This is a genomic window from Actinoallomurus acaciae, from assembly GCF_042429965.1.
In the GTDB taxonomy this organism is placed as follows: domain Bacteria; phylum Actinomycetota; class Actinomycetes; order Streptosporangiales; family Streptosporangiaceae; genus Actinoallomurus; species Actinoallomurus acaciae.
Genome location: NZ_JBHLZP010000869.1, coordinates 4,173 through 6,045 on the forward strand (window position 1 = coordinate 4,173; position 1,873 = coordinate 6,045).

Here is a 1,873-nt window from a genome sequence, read left to right on the forward strand (position 1 = left end):
TGAGCTGGGTGAACCACGGGTGAAATTCACTCATGGCGCAGGCGTTGTGCCAGGGCCTCGGCCGCGGCGCGCGGGTCGTCGGCCTCGGTGATCGCCCGCACCACGACGACGCGGGTCGCCCCGGCGGCCAGCACCTGGCCGAGGTTGCCGGCGTCGATGCCGCCGATCGCGAACCACGGGCGGGCGAACCGGCGTTGCGCGGTGAAGGACAGCAGGTCGAGGCCCGGGGCCGCCCGGCCCGGCTTGGTCGGCGTCGGCCAGGTCGGGCCCGTGCAGAAGTAGTCGACTCCGGGCTCGGCCGCCGCCGCTGCCGCCTGCTCTTCGGAGTGCGTGGACCGCCCGATGAGCATGTCCTCGCCGACGATCGCGCGTGCCCGGGGTACGGGCAGGTCGTCCTGGCCGAGGTGCAGCATGTCGGCGCGGACGGTGTGCGCGATGTCGGCGCGGTCGTTGACCGCCAGCAGGGCGCCGTGCCGGTCGCAGGCCGCGCGGAACACCGCGAGGTGCTCCAGCTCCCGGCGGGCCTCCAGCCCCTTCTGGCGGAGCTGGACGATGTCGACCCCGCCGGCCAGCGCCGCGTCGAGGAACTCGGGCAGGTCGCCCTGGGCCTCGCGCGCGTCCGTGCACAGGTAGAGACGCGCGCGGCCGAGGCGGGACCGCAGGCTCACCGCCCGGTCAGTGGGAAGACGTGCGGGCAAACCGCCACCCTCCGTCTCGCCGGGCGGTGTCGCCGCGGGTCAAAGCGCGAGCGCCTGCGCGCGCCGGTTGATCTCTTTGACCCGGTGCTCGGCCAGCGCCTGAACCGGCGTGCCCGGCAGCGAGTCGTCGGCGGTGAACAGCCATCGAAGTGCCTCGGCCTGATCGAACCCGGCGTCCGCGAGCACCGTGAGCGTGCCGTGCAGGCCCTTGAGGGGCTGGCCGTCCTGGATGAACGCCGCGGGCACGCTCAATCCGCCCTCGCGGTGCACCCCCAGCAGCTTGTGGTCGCGGAGGAGTTGCTTGACCCGCTTGAGATCGAGGCCGAGATGCTCGGCCGTCTCAGGAAGGGTGAGCCACTCACCCACCAGTGTGTCGGTCTGTCGATCGATCTCGATTTCGGCAACGGTGTGCGTCACGCATGCGTGCTTACCATCTTCCGCACCATCTGAAACCTCGATTCCGGTCGCGAAATCACAGCGTGAGGTATCAGCCGCGTACGGTGGCCCTGACGGGGACGTCGGGGTCGGTGAGCCGCCCGATGTCGACCGGGGCGCCCGAGGCGATCAGCCGCCGCCCCTGCACGAGGTCACGTGGCCGGTCGACGGTCAGGATGGCCACGAGCCGGTCGCCCGACAGCCAGCACAGTGACCAGCGGTCCGCGTCCGGGTCTCCCCGCCAGACCGTCGTGTCGGCGACGGGGTGATGGCCGGCGTACTGCACCATCCGGCCGAACTGCTCGGACCAGAAGTACGGGACGGCGTCGTACGCCCGCTCGCCGCCGAGGAGGTTCGCGGCGACGACGTCGGGGGCGTTCAGCGCCACGTCCCAGTGTTCGACGCGCAGCCGGCGGCCGAACCGCGCCGACCACCACGCGGCGCAGTCGCCCACCGCGAACACTCCCGGCCGGCTCGTACGCATCCCCTCGTCGACGACGACGCCGTTCTCCAGCGCCAGCCCCGAGCCCTCCAGCCAGCCCGTCTCGGGCCGTACGCCGATGCCCGTGAGGACCAGGTCGGCCTCGATCGAGCCGCCTCCGGCGAGTTCCAGGCCGCCCGCCTCCACCGAGACGGCCTTGACGCCGTGGCGCAGCTCGACCCCGGCCTCGGCGTACCAGCGCGCGGTCCACGACCCGGCCTCGGCGCCGATGGCGCCGGCGAGCGGCGCGTCCGCCGCC

3 protein-coding genes are annotated in these 1,873 nt (G+C 73.0%); all 3 read right to left on the reverse strand.

Going from position 1 to position 1,873, the window contains the following annotated elements; translation table 11 throughout:
• Positions 1–26 precede the first annotated feature (26 nt).
• Positions 27–698 (reverse strand): thiamine phosphate synthase, encoded by a 672-nt coding sequence (gene thiE, locus ACFFNX_RS48270; protein WP_378213162.1) that lies wholly within the window; start codon positions 696–698, stop codon positions 27–29.
• A gap of 39 nt (positions 699–737) precedes the next feature.
• Complete coding sequence (locus ACFFNX_RS48275) at positions 738–1,115, reverse strand: Rv2175c family DNA-binding protein (protein ID WP_378213163.1); 378 nt, start codon at positions 1,113–1,115, stop codon at positions 738–740.
• A gap of 70 nt (positions 1,116–1,185) precedes the next feature.
• A partial coding sequence (locus tag ACFFNX_RS48280; protein ID WP_378213164.1) for an oxidoreductase C-terminal domain-containing protein occupies positions 1,186–1,873 on the reverse strand: 688 nt, incomplete at its 5' end.